This window comes from Candidatus Manganitrophaceae bacterium, from assembly GCA_016200325.1.
Classification (GTDB): domain Bacteria; phylum Nitrospirota; class Nitrospiria; order SBBL01; family Manganitrophaceae; genus Manganitrophus.
In genome coordinates this window covers 243,244-268,892 of record JACQEZ010000019.1, presented here as the reverse complement: position 1 = coordinate 268,892, position 25,649 = coordinate 243,244, and the positions used below count along the sequence as shown (strand labels likewise).

Genomic DNA, 25,649 nt, shown 5'->3' with positions numbered 1-25,649 from the left:
CATTTCTCTAGTCGGAGAGTCCTTCTACGTCGAAGGAATGAGGGTGGAGGAAGGTCTTCTCTTCAATTCTGAGGAAGAGGTCGACCAGGTGTGGGTCGAATTGCCGTCCTTGATACAGGCGGATCTCTTTCTGCGCCTCGGCAAGGGTGACCTTCTGCTGGTAGGGGCGGTGGCTCGTCATCGCGGCGACGGTGTCGGCGATAGTGATGATCCGGGAGAAAAGGGGAATCTCCTCCTTCGAAAGCCCCTTGGGATAGCCGCTGCCGTCCCACCACTCATGGTGATGGAGGATGGCGGTGAGGATCTCCTGGGAGAGGCCGATCGTCTCGAGGATTTTGACTGCGTTGGCGGGGTGGAATTTCATCATCTCGAATTCTTCTTCCGAGAGCTTGCTTCCTTTACGAAGGATGTCGTCGCTGCTTCCGATCTTTCCAATGTCGTGGAGGACGGCGGCGATCGCCAGATCTCGAAGTTGCGCCTTTGGCAGATCCAGCGCCTTTCCGATCAGCGCCGCATATTGAGCGACCCCGGAAGAATGTCCCTTGCTGAATTCGTCTTTAATCTCAATGGCGGAGACCAGCGCCTGCAGCGTCCGAAAATAAGCGTTTTTGATATCGCGGTAGAGGCGCGCATTTTCGATGGCGACGGCCGCCTGCCCGCAGAAGATGGAGATGAGGCCGAGATCGCTCTCCCCCAGCGGCTGGCCCGGATTAAATTTGGAGAGGTTTAAGACGCCGATGACCTTCTTCCGAATCATGATCGGAACCGACAGTCCCGAGACGACTTTGCTGTCGTCGAGGAGCCGGCCCAGATGGGGATTTTGCTCAATGCCTCCCTGAATCAGAATCGGCTCTTTCCGCTCCACCGCCAACCCGGCGACCCCCTCCCCGACATATTTCCGTAATTTCTTTTCGTCGAAGTTTTCAAAGCCGGTGCCTGCTTTGACGGTCAGCTCGCCGGTCTTCTCATTTAAGAGCATGATGCTGGCCCGATCGACCTTCGTCTCTTTTTTAATCAGCTCGACGATCAGGTTCAGCAGCGGCGTCAGCTCGGTCTCCATCATCAGTTGTCGGCTGACCTGAAAAAGAGGCATCAGCGACTTCATCCGGATGTTTTCTTGCCGCAGCCGACACTTGTCGAGCGCGTTGTGAATGGCCGAGAGGAGCTCCTGACGGGTGAAGGGCTTCAGGATAAATCCCATCGCGCCCATCTTGAGCGACTCAATGGCGGTCGTAATCGTGCCGTGTCCGGTGATCACGACCATGATGATTTCGGGCCGGAGCGACTTGGCCATCTTCATCAGTTCAAGGCCGCTCATCCCGGGCATTCGGATGTCGGTGAGGAGGATCTCGAACGAGGATTGCTCCAGCAATTTCATCGCCTGCATTCCCTGGGCGGCAATTTCGACATTGAATCCTTCCGCCGCAAGAAACCGGCGCCCCAATTCCAAGATGGTCTTTTCATCGTCAACGACGAGGATTCGCTCTTTAGACATTTGGAGTTCCTTGGTAAGACAGCGCCGGAAGGTTAATGGTAAAAGTGGTCCCTTTATTCAGCTCGCTTTCAACCGCCAGCCTTCCGCCATGTTTCTCGATGATGTTATAGCTGATAGAGAGGCCGAGGCCGGTGCCCATCTGTTGCCCTTTCGTGGTGAAGAACGGATCAAAGACGTTGTTGAGATGATCGGGATGAATTCCCATCCCGGTATCTTTGAATCGAACGATCACCGTCTCTTCCATGGAATTCTCGGGAGGGGGAAGGCCGGAGAAGAGCGATTTGTCCGGCGCCATCGAGGTCTCGATGGTCAAGGTTCCTCCATTGAGCATGGCGTCGAAGGCGTTTTTACTCAAATTGATGAAGACCTGTTTTAACTGGTCGCTGTCTGCATGGACGAGGGGAAGGTGCTTGGAATATTTTTCGACGATGTTGATGTTCGACGTTTTCGCCTGATATTGAAGAAGGGTGAGGGTGTTTCGAATGACCCCATTGATATCGATCGGCTCCTTTTTCGAGCCGTGGGAGCGGGAAAAATCGAGCAGGTTTCTGACGATCTGCCGCGAGCGGAGCGCCTCGCTTTCGATGACCCGGAGATCTTTTACCCGTGGGTCGTCCGGGGGCATCTCGGAGAGGAGCAGGCTGGTAAAGCCGAGAATCCCGGTGAGGGGATTATTGATCTCATGCGCGACGCTGACGGCAAGCTCGCCGACGGAGGCGAGTTTTGCCGACTGCATCAGCTGTTCGCTTTGGTTTCTTTTCAACTCTTCCATCTGTTCCTGGACCCGCTTGTAGAGTCGTGCGTTCTCAATCGAGGTGCCGGCCTGGGAGAAGATGATCTCCAGCATCGAGAATTCGTCTTCGGTATAGATGTCTTCCGATCGCTTCTCTCCAAGGAGAAAGAGCCCGGTCAGGTGTCCTTTGGTATAGATGGGGCCGACCAGCGTCGCATCGAGCCCTTCCATCTCCCGCGTTAAGACCGACAAGTCCCGGTCGCTCGGATCTTCCTCGGATTGTTTTTTCAGCTCATTATACACCAGAAGTTCTTTTTGTATCCCCTGAATATTAAAATATTCGATGAGCGGATTATTTGAGGAAAGAGAGAGGAGATCCCCCTCGCAGCCCTCCTGTGCCGCGATGCTGACAAACGGCGGTTCCTCCTGCACCAGCAGGATCGCCATTTTTTTTGCGGCGAGTTGGGTCATCAACGTGACGGTCAGTTCCTTGCAAAGCTTCTCGAGGTCGATGGTGTTGCTGATCATGGCGGAGATCCGGGTGAGCAAGATCTTCTGATCGTACTCGTTTTTGAAAAAAATCCGATCGGTCGACTTTTGGAAGAAGCGTTTTAGCGGCTCGAAACCGACGGCGACCAGAAGGGCGGAGAGGAACATGCGGAACGTCGGATCGGTGCTCTCTCCCAATGTGTTTTGGGAGAGAAGGATCATAAACGCATAGATCGAGAGGGCGATGATCAGAAGCAGCGAATAAACGATCGTCCGCTTGAGAATGATCTTGATGTCCATCAATCGGTAACGGACAATCGCATAGGCGATAAAGCTGCTCATGATGATCGTTAACGTTTGGCCGAGCCAGTTGAGGGAGAAGATGCCGAGGGTCGGAAGAACCAGATTGGTGATCATCCCGAGATTGGCCGAGAGAAAAGTTCCGAAAAAGACATAACGAATCTGCATCCGACTGATTCCGCCGGAGCTGAAGTATTGTTTGCTGAGGATAATAAAAGACCAGCTGAAGTAGGCGATGATGAAAATAAAATAGATCGGGTAAGCCGGTCCGAAGACGATCCGCTTTTCGCCCGGTGCGGAATGGAGGACCTCCCGGATGACCATGTTCGGCCAGAGGATGAGTCCGAATATGCCGAAGGAAGGGAGGAGCGGAAAAATCCGAAGAGAAGGGGCGGTCGGATTTTCTGCGAGAAAGGTAAAATTGAAAAATAAGAACGAGGTGACGATCGCCACCGGACTGAGGTATAAAATCTTGCACCAAAAGAGCGAGATGTGCGGATCGACCGCCGATCTGAAGGGAATGACGGCCAAGCACCAAGAGGCCACGCTGAGCGCCACCAAGGTATAAAAGGCATTGATCATGTTCTTGTGTCCGCGCGACCAGACCACAAACCCCAATGCGAGGTTCGTGATTCCTGCCAGGAAGCTCAGACTATTTTGAATATCCATTCACACCGGCTCTATTTCGGAAAGGTTGCGGTGATCGGCTGATGAAAGGTCTTGATGTATTCCAGCTTTTCCCGTGAGACGAGTTCATTGAAGCTTCTGAGAGGCGCGATTTTGAAATTCATATTTTGGCTCCATTCCGTGATCTGATGAATCAATTGATCTTCGAAGGGGCCGACCGCGAAATTCCCCTTCCAATCATAAGCCGCTAAAAGGAGGACTTCGCCGCAACAGGTAAAAATATCTTCTTTCTGTGGAAAGCCGAATGGAAAATGGGTATTGACCCCGGGGGCCTGGGCGACGACATCGAGGATGAGGGCATCGGGCCTTTCCCAAAGAAGATCTCTGGACGTGTTTCGCGGTTGGGTATCGTCCAGGACGACGGCGCCCGGTTTTAAATGTTCCGGTTTGATGAGGACTTCAACGGAGTTGGTGACGACGATGACAATATCGGCCTGGCGAAGGCTTTGAAGCGTCGTCGCCACCTCAATCGGCACCACTTGAATTCTTCTTTTCATCAGGTCGAGTACGAGACGTTTTGACGGACGATCGACGATGAGGAGCTTCCCTACCTTCTTTTTCTCGGAAAGAATCCGTGTGCAGGGAACTCCCATATAGCCGGCTGCCCCGACGATCGCCAGCGTCTTTTGATGCAGGTCGACGCCGAGGATGTTGGCCACCTCATCGAGCATCTGTAGAATGACAGAACAGGTATACGCATGTCCCGTCGTCACCCCGATCGCCGTCTTGCCGGTGAGATACTCTCCTCCCATGCTCATGGAGGTGGAAAGGGCCCCCAGACCGATCACACTGCAGCCGAGTTTTTCCGCCAGCCGGGTTGTCTGGAGGATCCTTTTTTTTGCGAGGCGCTGATTGTAGTGCATCTGCTCCGGGGTGAGGGGACAGATCACGATATAGCCGGTTTTCTCCTCCCCCGTTTTGATCGACCGGAGGCCGGTGATACGGGATCCGATGATCGGCCACATCATCCGCGTGATGGCCTCCACCCACCGGGAGGGAAGATATGAAGAAAAAGGATACTTTCGAGAGACATCGGAGAGATCTCTCGGATGGATCAGGAAGGCATAATCCCCTTTACGAATGAAGAGGCGAACGATAAACCGAGGGGACCATAAGATTAAAAAGTCTCGGAGGGTGGCAATGAGCAGGCTGAGGGAAGAGATCGCCATTTTAAACACGGAGGTCTTTCCTCTCTGGGATATCCCTAGGGTCATTGCCCGCCTTGATGGAAAGGGTCTAAGTATTGGGAAAATGAGGAAAATAGATAGCTAGAATGAGAGCAATTTCCATACCAATGCTGTATAATGTAAGAAATGATGAGGAGCTATATAAATCAAAGGCTTAGACGGTATTAAGAATGGTGGTAAAAAGGTTAGATCGGAGGAGCATAACGAGAATTACCCATGAGTGGACAAAAAATGTCACTCTGGGCCGGATTGCCAATCGGCGGCGGAGCGGATCCCTTTCTGTTCATTCACCATTTGGAGGAGGATCAGACCGATCAAAAAGAAGAGGGTGAGGGAGAGGGTTGCCCAGCGCTGACTGCCGGTCCATCGGACGATTTCACCGTAGAAGAGCGGGCCGATCGAGGCTGAAATCTTTCCGGTCAGTGAAAAAAAACCGAAAAACTCGGCGCTCTTTTGGAGGGGCGCGAATCGAGCGAGGAGGGTTCGGCTCGCCGACTGTGTTGCCCCGAGAATGCTCCCTGCCGAAAGTCCGACGCCGTAGAAACCGAGGCGGGTCTCGACTTGATAAGCCCAGATCACAACGAGGATCCAGCCGACCAGGGTAATGGAGATCGTCCGTTTCGGGCCGAGCCGGTCGGTCAGCGGAGCGAAGAGGAAAGCGCCGGCGGCGGCGCTGACCTGCGTAATGATGAAATAGGTCACCAGTTCGGAAGGGGTGAACTGAAGAACTTGGCGGGCGAAGATCGATGAAAAAACAATCACCGTATTGATGGCATCGTTGTAAAAGAGATAGGCGATGAAGAACTTGATCAGCTCTCGAAAGCGCCGGATGCTGACAAAGGTGTTTGCCATTCTTTTAAAGCCGATCTTTAGATAAGAATCGGTTCGGGGCGGCCCCTGCGGCGGGAGCCGTTCCCGAACCCAGAGAAAAAGGGGGAGGGAGAAAAGAAGAAAAAAGAGGGCGGTCACGACAAATGAAAAGCGGAAAGCGGGGAGCGACGCCTCGTCGAACCCCCCCCGGATGAGCGGCGCGACGATCAGGAGCGAGAAGAAGCCGCCGATATAACCGACCGCCCAGCCATACCCCGAGAGCCGGCCCATCCGCTCATCGGAGGTCAATTCTTTTAAAAATGCGTCATAAAAAGTGAGGGCGGCATTGTAGCCGACATTTGCAATCGTGAAGAAGAGAAGGCCGCGAAACCACTCCCCCTCGCGGACAAAATAAAGGAGCGCGGTAAACAAGATGCAGACGACGGTAAAGAAGAAGAGAAAGCGCTTTTTCTTCCCCGAGTAGTCGGCCAGGGCCCCTAAGATCGGCGAGAGAAGGGCCACCAGGAGCATCGAGAAAGCGATCCCCCTTCCCCAGAGGGTGGCGCCCCCCTCCTTAGCGACCACCTCCGTGAAGTAGACGCTGTAAGCGACGGTGACGATCACCGTCGTGAAAGCCGAGTTCGCAAAATCGTAAAGGCACCAGCTGATCTGCTCTCGCCGGGTGACCGGCGGCGGGGCGGTTGCCTTCATCTCTTTCTTTGAATCACTTCAATCATCTCTTGATGGATCTTCCCATTGCTCGCCAAGAGCTCTTCGTCGTAGATCGAAAAGGGCTTTCCGGAGAAGTCGCTCAGTTTTCCGCCCGCTTCGGCCAAAATCAGGCTTCCCGCGGCGGTATCCCACGGGTGAAGCTTGAGCTCCCAGAAGCCGTCGAGGCGTCCCGAGGCGACATAACAGAGGTCGAGCGCGGCGGAGCCGGTCCGTCGAACCCCTTGCGCCTTCATGCTGAAATTGATGAAGTGATTAAAGTTATTGACCGGATCGGTTCGGACATCATAAGCGAAGCCGGTGACCAGAAGGCTTTTTCCCAACGCGGCGGCGGAGGAAACGTGGATTGGCCGATCGTTCAGGAAGGCCCCCTTCCCGCGTTCGGCGAAAAACAGCTCATTGCGAGAAGGGTCGAAGACCACCCCGAGGTGGATCTTCCCCCGGATCTCCAGGGCGATCGAGACACAAAAGAAGGGAAAATGATGGGCGTAGTTGGTGGTCCCATCAAGCGGGTCGATGATCCAGCGATAGGGAGAAGGCTCGGTGCGATCGTGTCCTTCTTCCGCCAAAATCTGGTGGTCGGGGAAGTGGCGGTTAATCAGCGCGACGATCGCTTCCTCCGAGAGGGTGTCGACGTTCGTCACCAGATTCAGGTCTCCTTTATACGAGACTTGGAGCTCTCCTTGATGCCCTTTAATGTGAATGCGGCCGGCCTTTTTGGCGGCGCGAAGGGCAACCTCTCGAAACGGTGCCAGATTGATCATGACGGCATGATAACATGTTTTATCGGAAAGGTAAAAATCGGGTGGCCGGTTGCCGTTCCAGGATAAACCGGATATAATCTCAACGTCCTATGCGCGAAAAAGATTTTTATTTTATCCCCTCCCATTTTTTCCGATTTTCCGCGTCGTTCATCCCTCGGCACCCGGGTCCGGCGCGCGAATGAGAAGAGCGGTTCGAAAGCAGATCCTGGCGCTGGCCCTTCCGGTGGTGGCGAGCAGCCTTCTGGAACGGGCGGTGACCACGGCCGATATCTTTCTGGTCGGCGGGCTGGGGGCCTCGGCCATTGCGGCGGTCGGCCTCTCCCAATTGGTCATTGTCCTCTTGATGAGTGTGATCGCCGGATTGTCGGTTGGGACGACGGTCATCGTCGCCCAGTTGACCGGCGCAGACAACAAACAGCGCGCTTCGGAAGCGGCGTTCAGCGCCCTCTGGGTCGGCATTGGGTTAAGCGTGCTTCTTGCCGCCGCAGGTCTTCTCCTTCGCCGGCAGGGCTCCCTCCTCGGCGCGGAGCCGGCGGTGGCCGGCTTGGTCGACGCCTATCTTTTTTATATCTTTCTTTTCCTGCCGTTCAGCGTCGGCGTCGACCTTCTCTCGGCGATCATGCATGGGCGAGCCGACACACGGACCCCGATGATCGGCATTATCGGCGTCAATCTGCTCCACCTGGGGATCGCTTATACCCTTATCTATGGAAAATTCGGCTTCACGGCGATGGGAGTGCAGGGGGCGGCGATTGCGGTCGGCATCTCGGAGATCTTCGGTTCCGTCTACCTCTTGGTCCGCGCTTTTCAAAAAGGGTTTCTTCGCCGAACCCCGTTTCGGCCCGACCTGATCCGGCAGGTGGTTCGGGTCGGTCTCCCCTTTTGCTTCGATCGGATCATCCAACAGCTGGCGCAGATCTCTTATGCCCGCGCGGTGCTCGTCTATGGCACCGTCACCTATGCGGCGCATCAGGTGGGGCTTGCGATTGAGGCGTTCTCATTCATGGCCGGAAGCGGCTTTGCCGTGGCCGCCGTCACTTCAGTGGGACAGAGCATCGGCGCGCTGCAATATCAGCGAGCGAAGATGGAGAATTGGGAAGCAAATCGCTTGGCGGTGTTGGTCATGGCGTCGATGGGAATTCTCTTTTTCTTTTTCCCCTATCTCTTGCTCCGGTTGTTCACCGAGGATGCGGAGGTGATCCGCTTGGGAACCCTCTTCCTGAAAGTGGTGGCGCTCATTCAGATTCCCTTGGCCATTACGATGGTCCTCTCCGGATCGCTCAGAGGGGCGGGAGACACCCGCTTTCTTCTGGCGGTCACCTTCATCGGGGCGTGGTTGATCCGGGTTCCTCTCGCCCTTTATTTTTCATTCGTCCGGCCGGCCGGGATCCTCTATGTCTGGGGGGTGATGGTCGTCGACTGGTTTACGCGGATGACATTGACTCTGCTCCGCTACCGCTCGGAAAAATGGCAGGAGATCCGGGTCGTCGAACAGGAAAAGCGATGACCGGCTTGGTTGCCAAATGAGACCCTTCGCAGTATTCTTAATGAGAGGTTTCTCCATGACATTTTTAAGCCGACTTCTTTTGATATCCCTTCTATCATTGACATCGTTGCTCTTCGCCTGTGGACAGAAGCATTCGAGCAGCGAAGCGCAAATCACAGTCGCGCCCTCATTCTTCGCGGTTCCTGCCGGCGGAGAGGTGCAATTCTCTGCCAGCGTAGACGGAACGTTAAACAAGGGGGTGATCTGGCAGATCACCGGCCCGGGGAGCATCAGCCCGACCACCGGCCTTTACCGGGCCCCGCTGAACATCACGGGGACCACGACCATTCAGGCGGTGAGCCAAGAAGATCCGTCGAGATTTGGAAATGCGGCTGTGACGACGACCGCCTTCTCAAAATTGCCGGGAGAGGTCGTTCCGGCCGGTTCCACGTTGATGGTGATCGGAGGATATTCGGTTCCGGGCGGCCAGGTCATCGACCTAAACGATGATGGCGTTCCGGATCTCATCACGGCGACCCCTTCCGGCAATCTTGTGACGATTTTCCTTGGGATCGGCAATGGTCTTTTCCAGAAGCAGGCGCAGGTTTCGATCAATCAGCCGGTGGCCATCAGCGTCGGCGATTTTCTCAACACGGCCGACTTTACCGCCGATGTTGCAATTGCCGGAAGAAATGAGTCCGAAATTAAACTGATTCGTGGACAAAAGGGGCGTGCGCAAGATCCTTTCACGAGCACGGCGATCCCGCTTCCGCTCTCGGATCCCGCTTCAAATCCTCTTTCAGGAAAAATCCCCTCGGCGCTGACCGTCGGACGCTTTCACGGCGACGTGAACACCCGCAATTCCGACCTCGTTGTCGGGACCGAAGACGGATCGGTGATCCTCTTTCTTCAAGACCGCCAATCGGGGAATTTCACTCCCCAGGCTCCCGTCGCGCTGGGAGGAAAATTGATTCAGATGGTCTCGGCCGATTTCAATGGGGACAATCTGACCGATCTCGCCGTGCTGCGCGAAGGAGCAAACGATGTGCTGGTCTTGCTGGGGAATGGCGCCGGCGCATTTTCAGCCCCCCTCTCGGTTACGTTCCCTTCGCCCCCCACGTCTATTGCGATCGGCCAATTCAATCAAGATCAAATAGCCGATCTGGCTGCGACCCATCCTTCCACCAGTCAAATCTCAATATCCCTCGGAAAGGGAGACGGCACCTTTCAGCCGACGCAATTCACGCCGGTAGAATCGGCGCCGACGTCGATCAGTTCGGGTGATTTTAATCTGAACAAGCAAGGGAAGCAGGCCGATCTCGCCGTCTCGCTTCCGGCCTCGAACAAAGTCCTCCTGTTATTCGGCGATGGGGCCGGAAATTTTATCGGCAACCTCGGTTACAATACAGACGCGCCGCCGATCGCGCTGGTTCCCGGCTTCTTCACCTCCCAAGCCACGCGGGGCATCCAAAGCATCGGCTTTGCCTACATCAACGGTTCTCAAAATCGGTTTTATCTCCTGAGCAACACCACTTCCTAATCCTACTAATCCCAGCTTTACTTTGAAATGCTCTCATTGAACCACCCACCGCTCGCTCTATAGCGTCACGGCCCAGCCTGATCTCGAAAAAATGCCCCATAAGGGGGATTGTTCTCCGCCTCAATCCTGATCAAAATGGAGGAGGTAGGGAAGGTTCGGGGCGCGGGTGGTATTGTGCGGTTTGATGAGGGCATCTACTGAAAGGGGGTCTCTTGAAGCGAGATCGAGAGAGCGCGGATGAAATGGAGCGGGAAGGTCCGAGCGAGGCCATTGAGCAACGAGGTGGAGAGGGGCCGCCGACGTTTGTGCTGATCATCGGGTTCCTTATCGGATTTCTCATGGGAGGTCAACGGCCGAATCAATGATTTTGGAGGGAGGGTGATGAGGGTCGAAGGAGAAGAAGAAATTCAACAGAGAGGGGCAGGGGTGATGCTGCCTCTCATGATGATTATGATCTTGGTGATGGGTTTGCTGCAGGCGACTGCTGCGATGGCCGAGCCGGCGTCGCGGGACGACGCTTCCAAGCGAATCATCACCCTTGATCGCGACCAGGTGATTAACGAAGACTATTTTGCCTGGGGGGATGTCGTCGAGATCTTGGGAACGGTCCATGGCGATCTCTATGCGGCGGGCAGGGAGATCCGGGTGGCCGGCACGGTCGACGGGGATCTTCTCGCGGCCGGTGGGAAAATTGATCTCGCCGGGAGGGTCGGACAGGATGCTCGGTTAATGGGAGGAGAGGTCCGCGTAAGGGGGGAGGTCGGGAAAAACCTGACGCTCGCCGGCGGTCAAATTGATTTGACCGAGGCCGCGGTCGTCCATGGGAATGTGACCTCTGCTGCGGGAAATGTAACGGTCTCCGGCAAGATCGATCGGAACTTAAAAGCGATGGCGGGGGATGTCCGGCTGACGCCGACCGCCGTCGTCGTCGGCGACATGACCTACCGGAGCCGAGATCCGGCGAAGATCGAGCCGGGGGCGAAAATCGAAGGGATGGTGATGCAGCGAACGCCGTCTCCGATGTCCGATTTTTCCCCGGGCCGAATCGTCGGGATGATGGCGGGTCTCTTCTTCTTTTTTAAGATCATCAGTCTTGTGTCGACCTTGATCATGGGGCTGCTGTTGATTTTTCTCCTTCCGGGATTCAGCCGCGCCGTTGTCTCAACGCTCAAGGAGCATCCGATGGCCTCATTGGGCTGGGGACTGATCTGGCTGATCGTCACCCCGGTCGTCCTCTTGACCCTTCTGGTCACGGTCGTCGGGATTCCGCTCGCACTCATTCTATTCCCCCTCTATTTAATCAGCCTCTATTTGGCTCGGATTGTCATCCTCCTCTGGGCCGGCACCGCCCTCCTGGAACGGATGGGGAAGAGAGGAGATCCGGGATGGGGATTGCTGATCGGGCTTTTTGTCTATGCGTTTGTGACGCTGATTCCGGGCCCCGGCGGCTTGATAACCTTCTTCGTCATCCTCTTCGGCCTCGGCGCCGTCCTCCTCACCTTGAGGGCAAAATACAGCACGGCGTGAGACCGATCTTAACGCCGCTTTTGTATGTTGACATGGAATAATCGGTCAGCATATCATGTCTCTTCCGGGAAGAATCGGACCGACCCTATTCTTTGAAAGGAGGAGTGACGATGTTTAAGGAATTTAAAGAATTCGCCATGCGCGGAAACGTGCTCGACATGGCGGTGGGGATTATCCTCGGCGCCGCCTTCGGCCGGATCGTCAACTCCTTCGTAAATGACATTATGATGCCCCCGGTCGGACTGCTCCTCGGCAAGGTCGATTTTTCCAACCTTTTTTTTAACCTCTCCGAAAAGCCGGTTGCCTCATTGGCCGAGGCGAAGGCGGCCGGTGCCGCGACCGTGAATTACGGCCTCTTCCTCAACAGCGTCATTGATTTTCTGATCGTTGCCTTTGTGATCTTTCTGCTGATTCGGCAGATCAACGCGATGAAGCGACGGTCAGAGACGGTGGCCGCGCCCGCGCCGAGCACCAAAGACTGCCCTTACTGTCTTCTCGCCGTTCCGCTTAAGGCAAGCCGGTGTCCCCACTGCACCTCCGAACTGAAAGCGGCGGTCTGAGTCGTACAACCTGTCAACCTTAAATCGGTATTTCCACTTTCCATTAAGTCTATTAAGGAGAAAAGATCGATGAAACCGTTCTGCCCCCTAATCGTGTTTTGCCTTTTAATAGCCGTTGTCGCTCCCTCGCATGCCGAGGAGCCGCCCCCTTGGAAGGGAAATTTGGAATTTTCTTATGTGGAGACCTCCGGGAACACGAGTTCGCAAACGTTGGTGGCGGCCGGCAAGGCCGAGCGTGCGTTTGTCGATTCAAAATTGTCGGGAGAGGTGAAAGCGCTCTATGGAGAGAGTCACGGCGTTGCCTCCGACAAAAGCTGGTTCGCGACCCTTAAATACGACAAGAACATCACCGAGCTGACCTATGCGTTTCTTTCGGAGACGGTCGAGCGAAACACGCTGAAGGGGATTGAGATCCGATATATTTCGATGCTCGGTTTGGGTCACTATTTTGTAAAGACCACCACCGACACGCTCAAAGGAGAGGCCGGAGCCGGCTACACGCGCGAGAATCCGATCGCCCCCCTCGACGACCGTGGGTTCCCCTCGGCTCGCCTCTTCGGCGGTTATACCCACGCCTTCACCGAGAAGACCCGTTTCGAGCAGACGGTTGAATACCTCCCGAACTTGAAAGAGGCCAGGGACTATCTTATGAATGAAGAGACCGCCTTCATCACAAACCTGATGGGGAACCTGGCCTTCAAGATCTCCTATGCGGTCTACTATGATCATCTTCCCCCGCCGGGATTCAAGAAGACCGACAGCCTTTTTAAGACGGCATTGCTTTACACGTTTTAATTAGGTATAGAAGGAAGGAACGAAAGAAAATTCACGGCCGAATCAAACAGATCTCGAAGGGGTTACCTCTTTTCGCCAGCGGATGCTCTGCTGCATCTGATGCGCCTCCTCAAGTCGTTTGCGGTGCGCCAGGAGAAGGTCGCTTCGGGTGAGTATGGCGACCGCTTTGGTTCGGTCGGATCGGCTGACCACAGGGAGCCGCCCGATGTTTTCTCCCACCATCAGGTCGGCCGCTTCACGAAGGGTGTGATCTTCAAAGACGACCGCCGGCGGTCGCTTGATGAGCTCTCTCAGCGAACGCGTCACCGGAATAGCGGGATCCAACAGATCCCGTCGGGTCAAGACGCCGATGAGTTGCGCTCCTTCATCGACGACCGGAAAGCCTTGATGATGCCTTTCGGGGAGATCTAAAGCGATCCAGGAACGAACTTCCTCGACCGTCATCGCGGCTTGAAGCGACACGGCCGGGTACGACGCGGCGTCCCGGACCAGCGTCTGCGCCAGAGAATCAACCGAGTATTCGGTTAAAACCTGCACCCCGCGCCGGGCGATCTTCTCGGTCATGATCGTATTCTTCATCAGCAGGCTCGACACCAAATAGGCGGCGCTGCATCCGCCGAGAAGCGGAAGAAGGCCGAGCGGCTGAAGAGTGGTCTCGAAGGCAAAAACGACCGAGGCCAACAGCGCCCGGGAGGCCCCTGCAAAAATCGCCGCCATCCCAACCAGCGCCGCGATTCGTACGTCGACCCCCAGCTGAGGAAAAACGAGAAGGATCGCGCTCCCCAGCGCCGCGCCGAGGCCTCCCCCAATCGTAAAGAGAGGGGCGAGGGTTCCGCCGGAGGTCCCGCTTCCAAGCGAGACCGCCCACGAAATAAATTTAAATGTAAAGAGCGTGATCAGCGCGGCGCCGGCGATCTGACCCGAAAGGATCTGCTCGATATTGTCATACCCGATTCCGAGGGTGCGGGGGACCGCATATCCGATGACGCCCACGGCCACCGCACCGATCGCGGGCCACCACATCCAATGAATCGGGAGGTGCTCAAATCCATCTTCAATGGCATAGACCGCACGGGTAATATAGACCGAGGCGACGCCGACGATCCCTCCCAGGAAAATATAAATGGCAATTGCGGCGCCGGTCGGCTGGGCCAAATCAGGCATGGCAAAGGCGGGCGCCGCACCGACGAAACTCATTCGAACCGCCGCCGCGGTGACGCTTGCCAGAGCGACCGGAATAAAGGAGCGGGGGCGAAACTCAAACAATAGCAGCTCAATCGCCAGCAAGACGGCGGAGACCGGGGCGCCGAAGGTCGCCGACATCCCGGCCGCCGCGCCGGCCGATAAAAGAATCTTCCGTTCGTCGGCCGTCGTCTTCAACAACTGGCCGACCACGGATCCGAGCGCACCCCCGGTTGCAATGATCGGTCCTTCGGCTCCAAACGGCCCGCCGGTCCCGATCGCGATGGCGGCGGAAATCGGTTTGAGAAAGGCCATCCGCGCCGGAATACGGCTTTGATTGATCAGGACCTGCTCCATCGCCTCGGGGATGCCATGTCCGCGGATGCTCTTCGATCCGTAACGCGCCATCAGACCGACTAAGATCCCGCCGACGATCGGAACAAAGAGAACAAAGAGGCCGAGTTGATTGTCCGCCGGTGAGGCAGGTGTCCATACAAAACGACCATAAAAGGCAATTTGGGTGATCAGATTAATCAGACGGGTGAGACCTTGTGCCACCACCCCCGCGACCAGCGCGATTAAGATCGCGACGACGGTTACCTGAACGACTCGTCGGTCGACCATCGTCGTCCGGCGGGGGACATGGGCCGCTTCGAGGGAGGGCTCAAGTGAGGGGGAAATCGGCAGCCCTCCCGTTGTCGATGATTTCAATATCGGATCCATAGACTCATCTTTTATTTTTTATAGGATCGATTTTCTATTTAATGAAATTATCACAGTTCGTCGAAGATGTGCAATCATCCTCAGCATTCTATCCCGTCGATAGGAACCATACGGTCCGGCGATCTCGATTGAATCGGAGCGTAACGTCCTCGGGAATCCAAGTCAGGAAGGGGGCGCCGCCCAGAACCGATTCTACAAACGGTTCGCTCTCTTTGAGACCTTCTTCATCCCGCCGCCCTCATCCCGGACTCCTTGGCGTGAGCGGTTAGATTTGGTATGATCCTCCTCATTCTACATTCTCCTTACAAGGTTGTGAGATGGTTGATTTGTCCCGATGGAACATTGGCCTCCAAACCAAAATTACACTCTTCGTAATCGGGATCGTCGTCTCGGTTCTCTCCCTTGCCACCACCGTTTCCAGGCTCATCATCGAGAGACAGGCCCGCTTGCTTCTCCGATCGGAATATATCACTCTCGTCAAGCAAATCGGGGCTGGCATCGGGACGCTGGAGGAGCTTCGGGATCGGTCGGTGTTGGAGGGCGAATTGGCTAAACTCCGAGAGATCGATCCGGAGATTGTATTGATAGAGATTTTTGATTTAACGCCAGATTCTCCTCAGATGACGGCCCGAAGCGGGGCGGCGGTGAGCCGGTTGAACGCCCTTCCCAGTGCCTCGGAGATTGAAACAAGCCGGAACGGGGAGCCGCTCGCGCATCTGGCAGAACTGGATGGGGAGCTTTTTTGGGAAATCCAGGCGCCGGTGCAGATCGGCCCCCAGAAGGTTCCCGGCTTGGTTCTCGCCCAAATTTCTCTGAAGCGCTTTGAAGCGTTGGTGGCCCGGGATCGCTTACATGCCGTGTTGGTGACGGTGATAGTGGCGGTTGTGATTCTGTTCTTCTTGGTCTGGTATCTGCGTCGAAGGATCGGCCAGCCGATCGCTTCGCTCTTGAAGGAGATGGCTCACGTCGAGACAGGCGACCTCAGGAGGCAGGTCCCGGTCGAATCCCAAGATGAAATCGGTGCGCTTGCGGCGCAATTCAACCGGATGATCCTAAGGATCCGCGAGGGGACCGAGGCGGTCGGACAACTGAATGATTCATTACAGGGACGGATCGAGCAGGCGACGTCGGAGGTCAATCGGCGTTATGAGGAGCTGGCCCGGGTCAACCGTCGCCTCTCCGAAATGCAGCTTCGGCTCGCCCACAGCGAACGGCTGGCGGCCGCGGGGCAGATGGCGGCGGCGTTCGCCCATCGGATCGGCACCCCGCTTCACTCCACCCTCGGCCACCTCCAGCGGTTAAAACGGGACGTCTCCCCCGAGAAGAGAGAGGAGCGGCTGAAGATCATCGAGTCTCAGCTGGAGCGGATGGTCCAGAGCATCCAAGAGGTGCTCGAAACGGTCCGAAAGCCGACCTCGCGTCCCGGTCCGGTCGAGATTAATCTGTTGTTGAAAGGCCTTCTCGACCTCGTGATGCCGGGGATCTCTCTGCGCGGCATCGAGGTCCGCACCCTTTTCGAGGAGGGTTTGCCGACCGCGGCTGGAGATCCCGGTGATCTGCAGGAGGCGTTCCTCAATCTGCTGACCAATGCAATGGATGCGATGCCGAACGGCGGGCTCTTACATTTGCAGACCCGGTCGGTTGATGGAGAGATTCGGATTATGGTTGCCGATACCGGCGTCGGCATTGCAGCGGGGGATCTCACCAAAATCTTCGAGCCGTTTTTCACAACCAAAGAGCAAGGAAAAGGGACCGGCTTGGGGCTGAGCCTCTGCCGAGAGATCATCAAGGCGCATGGGGGCGAAATGGATGTCTCGAGCCGTGTCGGCGCCGGCACAACCTGGGTCATTACCCTTCCGGTAGGACGGAGATGAAACGAGCCGACAACACCTCAACCCGAATCTTGGCCGTCGATGACGACGCCGTCGCTTGCCAGCTTCTCGCCGAAATCTTATCGGACGACGGATATCGGGTCGAATCGGCCTCCGGCGGTCGGGAGGCGGTGGCGCACCTCGAGCGAGAATTTTATGACTTAATTATCACCGATCTGAAGATGCCGGGGGTGGATGGTCTGGAGGTCCTTCGGCGCTATAAGGAGCAGAGTCCCGAGACGCTGGTGATCCTGGTGACCGCGTTCGGATCGATGGAATCGGCGATCGATGCGATGAAGGCGGGTGCCTTCGACTACGTCAGCAAGCCGTTTCGGGAAGACGAGATCAAAATCGTTGTCCGCCGTGCGCTCGACCAGCGACGCCTGCAAAAGGAGAATGAACAATACCGGCAAGAGTTCACCCGGACCTATGGCCTTAATCAGATCATCGGGCATAGTCGTTTGATGACCGACATTTATAAAACGGTGGCGATGATCACCGACCGGAACAGCACGGTCCTGATCCTGGGAGAAAGCGGAACCGGCAAGGAGCTGATCGCCCGGGCGATCCACTACAACGGTCCCCGCGCCGGGAAGCCGTTTGTCGTCGTCAACTGCGCCGCGCTCCCGGAGCCGCTGTTGGAGAGTGAAATGTTCGGCCACGTTCGAGGGGCCTTCACCGGCGCGATTGCGAGCAAAAAGGGGCTCTTCGAGGAGGCGGAGGGGGGAACCCTATTTCTCGATGAAATCGGCGAGATGGGCCTGGCCCTTCAGGCAAAATTGTTGCGGGCCCTTCAAGAGCGGGAGATCCGGCGGGTCGGCGCCAACGATCCGATCCGTGTCGATGTCCGGATCATCACCGCGACCAATCAGCCGCTCGAACAGCGGGTAAAAGAAGGACGCTTCCGCGAAGACCTTCTCTATCGCCTTCGGGTGGTGACGATCCCGCTGCCGCCGCTGCGCGACCGGCGGGAAGATATCCCGCTGCTGGCCGACTATTTCTTGAAACGATATGCCGCCGAGACGAAGAAGCGCGATCTGGCATTTACTCCCCAGGCGCTCGAGGCGATGAGCCGGTACGCCTGGCCGGGAAATGTCCGTGAGCTGCAACACGCGATCGAACAGGCGGTGGTGTTGACGACCGGCCGCGTCATTCTCCCTGAGGATCTGCCGCTGTCGGTCCGGGACGGTCCGGCCTCGGAAGAGGGTCTTCCCCCTTTCCCGTTGATGTCGCTCGACGAGCTGCAGCGGCAATACCTGATCCGGGTCTTGCAGGAAGTTTCCAATCGAACCGAAGCGGCGCGGATCCTGGGGATCGACCGGAGGACCCTCTACCGAATGGCCCGGCGGCATGGGATCTCCTTGGCCGAGGAGAAAGGAGAAGAGGGACATTCCGAATAGTGCAAATGTGCCCCACTGTTGTGGCAGCTTTGCTTGTTACTCACCCAATTTTTTTCTCATTTTCGCTTTCCTTGTTGTTCAGATCACTCATTTACTTTGAAAAGTCATCCGCTACCGAGGTCGTCCCGATTTTCTCCGCCCTTTGAATTTCCGGCACCGGTCCTGCAAAGTAATGATGCGACCCGTTTGAGGCATCTTCGGGAGAGGTCCACAGGAATTCTAATAAGGAGGCTGGGGAATGGCTGGATCTACGAAAACTGATATTCGGACGAATGTCTATTCGGAAGAGAGAAAAAAAGAGTCGCGATTGGGGGAGCCGAATAACGGTTCCTATATCATCGGGCCGGGACTGGATCAATTTTATGAATTTATTTACAGATATGGTCTGCCTATCCTACTTTTCACATCGGTCATTCTCTTTTTCTGGTTCATGTGGTCGATTGATTTCAGCGGTTCAAAGTTTAAATAGCGTCAAGCTTAAGCATAACGGTTTGCACCTCTCGCCTAAGGGGATCACCGCCTTTCAATAAATCGTCACAAGTTCATTTTCCGTGAGATCCATTTCTGTTCGGGCGCAACGGCCGTCTCGATCAACCGACTCTCCAAAACGGTTGTGAAAAGACGGCCGTCTGTTTTTATCTCCGAAGCCTCTTTATCATCCAAAATCGTTCACTCGCGGCCCTGTGACATCCGCGTTTCAAGTGTGATAGGATAAAAATAAAAGCTTTAGTTGGGAGGGTTCCATGTTGGAAAAATTCCCGGAGGAAGAGAGAGCCATTCACCGAATGACGACCGAAGGGCGTACCTGGCGGAACGGATCGGTTTTCCGTCCGTTGAGCCGGCTGGAGCGATTGAAATTCGGTTTGATGGCGCTTCTTGCGCTGACGATTTTTATCGGCGTTCTGATTTCCGCTTTCTTTATCGGATTGATGCTTGCCATTCCGTTGACCCTTCTCTGGATGGCCTGGCTCGCCCGGATTGCTTGGCGGCTTCGGATGCGATCACGCCTCCAACGCTTTTAGGCGACCTCTTTAAGAATAAACGAGAGCTCCTCGACCGCTCTTCCCTTAGAATCGATACCCTCATTTTTTTGTTCTCTTTCCGGAATGGTCCACTTAACTCCAGGGGATGCTTCCCTGCGTACCCCGCGTGCCACTACGCTTCTCACCGATCGGAGCGCAGGACTCCGATCTAACCTGCTGAAATAAAAACGCTTCCTTAATTTCCATTGACTTCCCCCGCCGGTTTCATTACATTTTTATCCAGGATAGCGCTTTCCCGCTGCAGGATGGAGTACCGCTTTGATGGAGCCCTCATCGACCCTTGGATCGGAAGCCGGCACGCGTCCCCTCTCCCCGAAGCAGCAAGAGGCGGTGGCGCATGGCGAAGGGCCGCTCCTCATCATCGCCGGGGCGGGGACCGGCAAGACGCTCGTCATCACCCGCCGGATCGTCCACCTGATTGCAACCAAGCAAGCGAAGCCGCACGAAATTCTGGCGCTGACTTTCACCGAAAAGGCGGCGAAGGAGATGGAGGAGCGGGTCGATCTGCTGGTCCCTTATGGCTATACCGGGGTGACGATTTCCACCTTTCATGCGTTCGGTGACCGGATCCTGCGGGAACATGGACTCCGGCTCGGATTGACCCCCGATTTTCGGGTGTTGTCGCGGCCGGAGCAGGTGATCTTCTTTCGAAAGCATCTCTTTGCTTTTCCGCTGAAAACCTTCCGTCCCCTCGGGAATCCCACCAAGCATATCGAAGCGCTCCTGACCCTCTTCTCCCGCGCCAAGGATGAAGATGTCGGTCCGGGAGCCTATCTTTCCCATGCCGATCGGCAGTTCACCCTGGCGCTGGCGACGCCGGAGGATCCAAGCCTGTTGGAAGAAGCGGCGTTCCAAAAAGAACTGGCGGAGACCTACCGGCATTATCAGCAGCTGTTGATGGAGGAGGGGTGCATCGACTTCGGCGATCAAGTCTCTATGACGCTCCGCCTCTTCCGAGAGCACCCGAATGTTCTCAAAAAGATCCAATCTCAATTCCGGTATATCTTGGTCGATGAATTTCAAGATACCAACTTCGCCCAGTTCCAACTGGTTCGCCTGCTTGCCGCCGGCCACAACAACATCACCGTCGTGGGGGATAACGACCAGAGCATCTACAAATTTCGGGGGGCGGCGATCTCGAACATTCTCGGTTTCGGAAGGATGTACCACGACGCAAAGCGGGTGGTTCTGACCGAGAACTACCGGGCGGTCCAGCCGATTCTCGACGCTTCTTACCGTCTGATCCAGCAGAACAACCCCGACCGTCTGGAGATCCAGGAGGAGATCGACAAGCGGTTGGTCTCTCAGGTCGAAGATCCCGTGCCGTCGCTTCTCGATCTGCCGGTCGTCCACCTTCACTTCGACACCCTCTCCTCCGAGGCCGATGCGGTGGCCCGGATCATCTCTGAAGAACAGCAAGGGGGGAGAAACCTCGGCGATTTTGCCATCCTCGTGCGGGCGAACGCCGATGCCGATCCATTTTTAAGGGCGCTGAATGTCCGCGGCATCCCCTATCGGTTTACCGGCAACCGCGGCCTCTACTCGCGGCCTGAGATCCGGCTGCTGATCGCCTTTATGCGGGCGGTGGCCGACTTTCACGACAGCAGCAGCCTTTATTATCTTGCGACTTCGGAACTCTACCGTCTCCCGGACGAAACGCTCGCCCGCTGCAATGCGTTGGCCCGCCGGAAGAACCAGAGTCTCTATGAAATCTTCAAGGAGATTGAGACCGACGGAACACCCCTTTCGCCGGAAGCGGCGGCAACGCTTCAGAAGCTGCTCGCAGATCTGCAGGCCTCGCTCCAGCGGGCGCGCGAGGTGGATGCCGGCGTGGTTCTCTATGAGTTCATCCGGCGAAGCGGGCTGTTGGAGCAGTATGCCGAGCGGATGACGGCGGCGCAGGAGGTGAAGATTCAGAATGTCGCCCGCTTCTTCGAGGAGATCCGTCGGTTCCAGCAGCTGACGCCGACCTCGGCGCTGCACGATGTCGTCGCTTACCTCGATCTATTGATCAAGGCGGGAGAGGATCCCCCCGCGGCGGAGGCCGAAGTCGATGCCTCGGCCGTCTCCGTATTGACCTTTCATAAAGCGAAGGGGCTGGAGTTCGATACGGTCTTCATGGTCTGCCTGGTCGATGGAAAGTTTCCGAGCCGGGAGCGGCGTGAGAGCATCGAGCTGCCGGTCGAATTGATCCAGGAAGAAATCCCGGAGGGGGACATCCACATCCAAGAAGAGCGGCGGCTCTTTTATGTCGGAATGACCCGCGCGCGCCGCCGCCTCTATCTCACCAGCGCCCGCGACATCGGCGGGGTGCGCGAGCGAAAGGTGAGCCCGTTCGTCCTGGAGGCGCTCAACCTGCCGATTCAGGCGGTTCCGACGACCAAGGCCTCCGCGTTAGAGGCGATCGCCCGGCATGGCGCGGTGGAGCAGCCCGACCTCTTCACCCGGCGGGCGCCGGCTTCAAATGAGCCGCTTTATCTCACCCACTATCAGATCGACGACTACTCCACCTGTCCGCTGAAATATAAGTTCACCCACATTCTGAGGGTGCCGATCTATCAGCACCACGCCGTCCTCTATGGAAGCGCGATGCATCAGGCGGTGGCGGCCTACCTTTCGGCGAAGATGACCGACGGCCTGGACAATGAGGCGACCCCCCGTCAGGCGTTGCCGCTCGAGGCGGTCTTGGCGGTCTTCGAGCGGGCGTGGCGCAGCGAAGGGTTTTTGAGCCGCCAACATGAAGAGCAGCGGTTCGCGGCGGGCCGTGCGGCGCTGAGGCGATTCTACGAAGCGCAGGAGCGCGGCGGAAGGCCTCCGACCTACATCGAAAAGGAGTTTTCGTTTACCTTCGACGGCAATCGGATTGCGGGGCGATGGGACCGGGTCGACGAGACCGACATGGGAGGGGTGGTCATCGATTACAAAACGGCCGAGGTGCACGACCAGAAGACGGCCGACAAGAAGGCGAAGGAGAACCTTCAGCTCACCCTCTACGCCTGGGCCTACCGGGAGCGGTTCGGGTCGTTACCGGTTCGGGTGGAGCTCCACTTCCTTGATTCGGGGCTGGTCGGGACGGCGGTCAAACAAGAAAAAGAGATCGAGAAGTTGCAAGAGCGGATTCGGCTGGTGGCGGAGGGGATTCGAAGGGAAATTTTTGAGGCGCGCCCCACCTACATCGCCTGCCAGTACTGCGCCTATCAGGACATCTGTCCGAATACCGCCGGAGCGGAATAAGAAAGTCTATCCATTCGAGCCATTCCAGATCGGCCAATGCCCGCCGAGCCCGGGCCAAACGATTGAAGAACGAAGGCGCATTAACCCCGCGCCGCTTAGCGATCCGTTCCGCCGGCCCTTCCACCGCCGGCAGGCCCGCCCGGCACCCCGCCACCTGAGTTCCCAGAGCCGGCGGTTCCGCCCCCGGCAGATCCATTCCCCGCTGCGCCATTGTTATTGGATCCATTGTTACTCGGTCCGGTTCCAACAATCCCGCCGGTCGCTCCGCTTCCGGCGCCGATACCCGCGATATCCGGTGGACAGGAAGGGGTCGTTCCTCTGCTTGAGGAATTGGGAGGGATCTCTTTCAGACCGGGAGACTCCTGCCTTTTGCCGAGCGGATCCGATGCGCCGGGAGGACAACGGATCCCTCCCCTTTGATCCTGGTCGACGCCGACACCGGGGGCACTCCCTTGCGGGAGCGGACCGGTCCCTCCGCCCCCCGCATCTCCCGGGGTGGTTTGCCCAAAAGCATGCGGGCCGCCACTCATCCACAGCGCCGTAATAAAAAACACCGTGACGATCGGTTGCATTCGCCTCATGATGTGACCTCCCCTGGACAGAGTTCCTTTAAATTACAAATGACTGAAGCGTGGAAACGACGATTGGGCTACAAAATAGAAAAGCCGCCCTGGAGGCGGCCTTCTAAATTGATAGATCATCGATCTGCTTGCGAGGTCGCTCAAGGATGCAGGGCAATCACCGGCCTTACTCCGGTGCCTGCCGCAGCTCCGTCAGCTTCTCCTCGATCTCTTCGACTTTTAATCCGATCGTTCGCATCAGCTCTTTCTGATCTTTCGGGCTCAGCTGTTTCATCAGATCGTCATATTTGGTGATGAATCCGGCGACGACCCCTTTGGCTTTCTCGACCTCTTCAGAAACGGTATCCTCCTCCGTGGCAAGAGAGATTTCCTCTACCACCTCCGGTAGAGATGCCTTGAGTTGCTCGACTTCTTTCTGTTTTTGCGGTTCCATCAGCGCCTCCTCATCTGCATGACCTTCTACCTCCTACTCTACCGGATTTCGCGCGCGCGGGTCAAATCAGAGGTTCGGAATTTGCCTTGGCATCCGGACATGCATCTCTATGAGAGAAGCAATCTAGGGTTGGAGCAGTACCTTCAACACCTCCCGGTCTGCCGCTCTCCGAAAGGCCTCTTTCCCTTTTTTCAACGGGAAAACATCCGTAATCAGCGGTCGGACATCGATCTTCTTCTGAGCGAGCGCCTCCAGCGCCGGTTTGAACGGGCCGCAGCGGGAGCCGACGACGGTGACCTCATCAATCACGACTTTCGCGAGATCGACTTTCGGTCTGCCGGCGCAGGTCGTTTCAAAACGATTGCGAAGAGCTTTGGGTCGGTTTCATGCATTGAAGAGTGTCTATAAATAGAAAAAAAGGACAATTTTGAAGGTGTCGTGGCTTACGGCAAGCGAACGCAAAACCAAGTTAAAATTAATTTTAGGGTGGCAACCCCAAGGTGCCAAGAATTAAATGAAGCAAGAGAATGAGTTTAGCTCTAACAAGGGCGGTCAAGCGGGCAGTCCTCCGCGGTGTTCGTTTGTGCTTGATAGCACAGGCTTCACCTCACTCCGGCCTGCAGCTTTCCGCCGACGTTAGCGGGCCATGTCCGATGAACCCGCCGATCACCCAACGACTTAAGCCATGGCCGCAAGCCGTGATGCTCGGCTTGTGGATGATGCTGGCCGCGGGCTGCGCGACCCGTTCGAAACCGGCCCCGTTGATGGCGGAGACCAAGCAGGCGGAAGTAACCCGCAAAGAGATCAACTACCAGCTTTTCGACTTTGTGGCCCGGTATTCGCGTCGTATCGAATTTGCCGCGGACCAGATCGCCGAGGCGACCTCCGATCCGAAAGTCCAGTATCAATCGCTGCTGTGGAAGCTCCACGCGGTCCCGGCTGCGTTCCTGGCGATCGTGCACCAGGATCCGGTGGCCATCCTGGTTGACCTGTGGGCGTTGTGCGCGCAGCAAACCGCCTATTTCGCCTCTGGCGCAGGCAAGGATTTGTTTGGCGACCAGCAGGGGGTGGCGGTAACGACCGTGCGGCAACTCGAGACCGAGGTGATGGCGATGGCGACGGACCTCCTGCGGCCGAAATCGGTTGTGGCGGCGCGGGAGGGGATTGCTCGGTGGACCGAGGAACATCCGCTGGAAAATCATCAGTTCGCACGAACCTCCATCATTTCGATAATGGCCCGGATTTTTCCGGACGGAACGGCCGGGCCGTTTCAGACGCTGAACTCGATGCCAGCAGAGATAGCCGATTTGAAGGGCCGACTGACGCTGCAGATGGATCAACTCCCGCGGCAGGCCCGGTGGCAGGCCGAACTTATGGCAACCGATCTTGCGGGCCGGTTGGTGGCTCAACAACTCACGAGTGCTTTTCAGTGGGTCAAGACCGAGCGGGAAGCGGTGCTGGCCGACATCGAACGGCAGCGGCTGGCTACGCTCGAAGCGATCCGCCAGGAACGCAGAATCATCTTGCAAGGCATCGAAGAGATGCGGAAGGCGACGCTCGCCGAGTTGCGGGCTCAGCCCCTCGCGCTGCAAATTGATGTTGAAAAGACGGGGTTGGCCCTCGTGGACCGGGTGTTTGCGCGACTGATGGTGCTGTTTGCGGTGGGGTATGGGGTGGTTCTGGTCACGATCCTTCTGGCGTATGCGTTTCTGCGCCGGCAACAACGTCCGCAAGCACGGGATTGGACCAAGGTGCAATACCGAAGCATAAGACAGAAAGGAAAAGAGCCATGACTAGAACCGGTTTCATAACTGATTTCCTTATGAAGCCGAGCGAAACGTTTCAGGCGCCCTTCGGGCACTTCCTCTATCGTAGTGCCTAAAGAGGGTCGCAAGCCGCAGGCTCCAATGCCCGGAGGCGTACTTGGAAAGTACGTTGAGGACATTTGGAGCCGAGAACGCGGGCCTGGAGCGTTTGCAGCCGGCTGCAATAGAAAGAAGTTATGAAACCAGCTCTAAGACACTCAATCTATTTTCAAGCCAAAACTCCTCGATGGAGTGAGACGAATGCTCCGTCTGGG

21 protein-coding genes are annotated in these 25,649 nt (G+C 56.5%); 12 read left to right on the top strand and 9 right to left on the bottom strand.

What is annotated here, in order from left to right:
* Window positions 1-7: 7 nt before the first annotated feature.
* The 5 genes from HY282_16175 to HY282_16155 form a co-directional block, all read right to left on the bottom strand.
* Window positions 8-1,495, bottom strand: coding sequence for a response regulator (locus tag HY282_16175; protein MBI3805288.1), 1,488 nt, complete (start codon window positions 1,493-1,495; stop codon window positions 8-10).
* On the bottom strand, window positions 1,488-3,686 hold the full coding sequence (locus tag HY282_16170; protein MBI3805287.1) for a hypothetical protein: 2,199 nt from the start codon (window positions 3,684-3,686) through the stop codon (window positions 1,488-1,490). Before HY282_16170 ends, HY282_16175 begins: the two co-directional genes overlap by 8 nt.
* 11 nt (window positions 3,687-3,697) lie before the next feature.
* The gene (locus HY282_16165; protein ID MBI3805286.1) at window positions 3,698-4,882 is read right to left on the bottom strand and encodes a hypothetical protein; all 1,185 of its coding nucleotides are present in this window, start codon (window positions 4,880-4,882) and stop codon (window positions 3,698-3,700) included.
* A 243-nt stretch (window positions 4,883-5,125) separates the two neighbouring features.
* A complete protein-coding gene (locus HY282_16160) occupies window positions 5,126-6,412 on the bottom strand; it encodes an MFS transporter (protein ID MBI3805285.1) in 1,287 nt (428 codons plus the stop codon).
* A complete protein-coding gene (locus HY282_16155) occupies window positions 6,409-7,194 on the bottom strand; it encodes an inositol monophosphatase (GenBank protein MBI3805284.1) in 786 nt (261 codons plus the stop codon). The genes HY282_16160 and HY282_16155 overlap by 4 nt, the downstream gene beginning before the upstream one ends.
* Window positions 7,195-7,372: 178 nt before the next feature.
* On the opposite strand from HY282_16155, the gene HY282_16150 reads away from it, so the two are divergent.
* The 6 genes from HY282_16150 to HY282_16125 all read left to right on the top strand — a co-directional run bounded on the left by HY282_16150 (window position 7,373) and on the right by HY282_16125 (window position 13,102).
* Window positions 7,373-8,701 (top strand): MATE family efflux transporter, encoded by a 1,329-nt coding sequence (locus HY282_16150; GenBank protein ID MBI3805283.1) that lies wholly within the window; start codon window positions 7,373-7,375, stop codon window positions 8,699-8,701.
* A 196-nt stretch (window positions 8,702-8,897) separates the two neighbouring features.
* On the top strand, window positions 8,898-10,220 hold the full coding sequence (locus HY282_16145) for a VCBS repeat-containing protein (protein ID MBI3805282.1): 1,323 nt from the start codon (window positions 8,898-8,900) through the stop codon (window positions 10,218-10,220).
* 212 nt (window positions 10,221-10,432) lie between these two features.
* Window positions 10,433-10,585: a hypothetical protein gene (locus HY282_16140; GenBank protein ID MBI3805281.1), complete on the top strand. Its 153-nt coding sequence runs from the start codon at window positions 10,433-10,435 to the stop codon at window positions 10,583-10,585.
* A gap of 16 nt (window positions 10,586-10,601) precedes the next feature.
* On the top strand, window positions 10,602-11,747 hold the full coding sequence (locus HY282_16135) for a polymer-forming cytoskeletal protein (protein MBI3805280.1): 1,146 nt from the start codon (window positions 10,602-10,604) through the stop codon (window positions 11,745-11,747).
* 110 nt (window positions 11,748-11,857) lie between these two features.
* Window positions 11,858-12,307 carry a large conductance mechanosensitive channel protein MscL gene (gene mscL / locus HY282_16130; GenBank protein ID MBI3805279.1) on the top strand — a complete coding sequence of 150 codons (450 nt, stop codon included), beginning with the start codon at window positions 11,858-11,860 and terminating at the stop codon, window positions 12,305-12,307.
* A gap of 69 nt (window positions 12,308-12,376) precedes the next feature.
* On the top strand, window positions 12,377-13,102 hold the full coding sequence (locus tag HY282_16125) for a DUF481 domain-containing protein (GenBank protein MBI3805278.1): 726 nt from the start codon (window positions 12,377-12,379) through the stop codon (window positions 13,100-13,102).
* A 42-nt stretch (window positions 13,103-13,144) separates the two neighbouring features.
* Here the strand turns inward: HY282_16125 and HY282_16120 are convergent, their stop codons facing one another.
* A complete protein-coding gene (locus HY282_16120) occupies window positions 13,145-15,007 on the bottom strand; it encodes a chloride channel protein (protein MBI3805277.1) in 1,863 nt (620 codons plus the stop codon).
* A 317-nt stretch (window positions 15,008-15,324) separates the two neighbouring features.
* Between HY282_16120 and HY282_16115 the strand changes: the two genes are divergently transcribed.
* The 5 genes from HY282_16115 to HY282_16095 all read left to right on the top strand — a co-directional run bounded on the left by HY282_16115 (window position 15,325) and on the right by HY282_16095 (window position 22,555).
* On the top strand, window positions 15,325-16,881 hold the full coding sequence (locus HY282_16115; GenBank protein MBI3805276.1) for a HAMP domain-containing protein: 1,557 nt from the start codon (window positions 15,325-15,327) through the stop codon (window positions 16,879-16,881).
* Window positions 16,878-18,278 carry a sigma-54-dependent Fis family transcriptional regulator gene (locus HY282_16110; GenBank protein ID MBI3805275.1) on the top strand — a complete coding sequence of 467 codons (1,401 nt, stop codon included), beginning with the start codon at window positions 16,878-16,880 and terminating at the stop codon, window positions 18,276-18,278. Before HY282_16115 ends, HY282_16110 begins: the two co-directional genes overlap by 4 nt.
* 238 nt (window positions 18,279-18,516) lie before the next feature.
* Window positions 18,517-18,747 (top strand): hypothetical protein, encoded by a 231-nt coding sequence (locus HY282_16105; GenBank protein ID MBI3805274.1) that lies wholly within the window; start codon window positions 18,517-18,519, stop codon window positions 18,745-18,747.
* A gap of 274 nt (window positions 18,748-19,021) precedes the next feature.
* Window positions 19,022-19,300, top strand: coding sequence for a hypothetical protein (locus HY282_16100; protein ID MBI3805273.1), 279 nt, complete (start codon window positions 19,022-19,024; stop codon window positions 19,298-19,300).
* Between the two features lie 282 nt (window positions 19,301-19,582).
* Window positions 19,583-22,555, top strand: a complete 2,973-nt coding sequence (locus HY282_16095; protein MBI3805272.1) for an ATP-dependent helicase — start codon at window positions 19,583-19,585, stop codon at window positions 22,553-22,555.
* A gap of 95 nt (window positions 22,556-22,650) precedes the next feature.
* Here the strand turns inward: HY282_16095 and HY282_16090 are convergent, their stop codons facing one another.
* The 3 genes from HY282_16090 to HY282_16080 form a co-directional block, all read right to left on the bottom strand.
* The gene (locus tag HY282_16090) at window positions 22,651-23,136 is read right to left on the bottom strand and encodes a hypothetical protein (GenBank protein MBI3805271.1); all 486 of its coding nucleotides are present in this window, start codon (window positions 23,134-23,136) and stop codon (window positions 22,651-22,653) included.
* 166 nt (window positions 23,137-23,302) lie between these two features.
* A complete protein-coding gene (locus tag HY282_16085; protein ID MBI3805270.1) occupies window positions 23,303-23,569 on the bottom strand; it encodes a hypothetical protein in 267 nt (88 codons plus the stop codon).
* 123 nt (window positions 23,570-23,692) lie between these two features.
* On the bottom strand, window positions 23,693-23,878 hold the full coding sequence (locus HY282_16080; protein ID MBI3805269.1) for a hypothetical protein: 186 nt from the start codon (window positions 23,876-23,878) through the stop codon (window positions 23,693-23,695).
* Between the two features lie 344 nt (window positions 23,879-24,222).
* Between HY282_16080 and HY282_16075 the strand changes: the two genes are divergently transcribed.
* Window positions 24,223-25,362, top strand: coding sequence for a hypothetical protein (locus HY282_16075; protein ID MBI3805268.1), 1,140 nt, complete (start codon window positions 24,223-24,225; stop codon window positions 25,360-25,362).
* The last annotated feature ends 287 nt before the right edge of the window (window positions 25,363-25,649 follow it).